This window comes from Chryseobacterium urinae, assembly GCF_030518295.1.
GTDB lineage: Bacteria > Bacteroidota > Bacteroidia > Flavobacteriales > Weeksellaceae > Chryseobacterium > Chryseobacterium mucoviscidosis.
Map to the genome: position 1 here is coordinate 1 of NZ_JAULSJ010000091.1, position 578 is coordinate 578.

At 38.6% G+C, this 578-nt stretch carries 1 protein-coding gene; it reads right to left on the reverse strand.

The window, feature by feature from the left end:
• The coding region (locus tag QWT87_RS21095; RefSeq protein WP_302718716.1) for an ISAon1 family transposase at positions 1-578 on the reverse strand (578 nt) is incomplete at both ends.

A 578-nucleotide genomic window follows, 5' to 3' on the forward strand; every position in this document is an offset into this window, starting at 1 on the left:
CGGATTTTGTTATATTTTGATTGTATATTTTTCTTAAACTATCCGATAAATGGTAGATTTTTTCTAAATCGGGATATTCTCTAAACAGGATCTTTACCCGTTTACTTTGATTTTCTGTCCATTTTTCCCTGCTTTTGTAAAGTAAATACCGGCTTCTTGCCAGAAGTTGTTTTCGGGTATCTCCGTTTTCAAAAATATGAATGTCGGGGTTTACTTTCTTGTCTCTGGATTGTTTTATAATTTCATTTTCAAAATCAATGGCTTCCCACCGATACTGAATTCTGAGCTCCTGAACAGCTTCTGCAGCGAGTTTCTGGACATGAAATCTATCGACCACCTGCATGGCATTAGGAAAACATTGTTTCGCGATAAGCTTCATAGAACCCGCCATATCCAGAGTAATTTCTTTTACTTTCTGTCTTATTTTTCTGCTGATTTTCAAAAGCCTGCCAGTTACTTCCTCACTTTTTGTTCCTTTGATCATGGCAACAAGACTTCCTTTCCTGCCTCGTGCAGTCTTGGAGGTAAGCACGGTGTAGAGTTCTCCGTCAGAGAGAGCCACTTCATCTAACGATAGA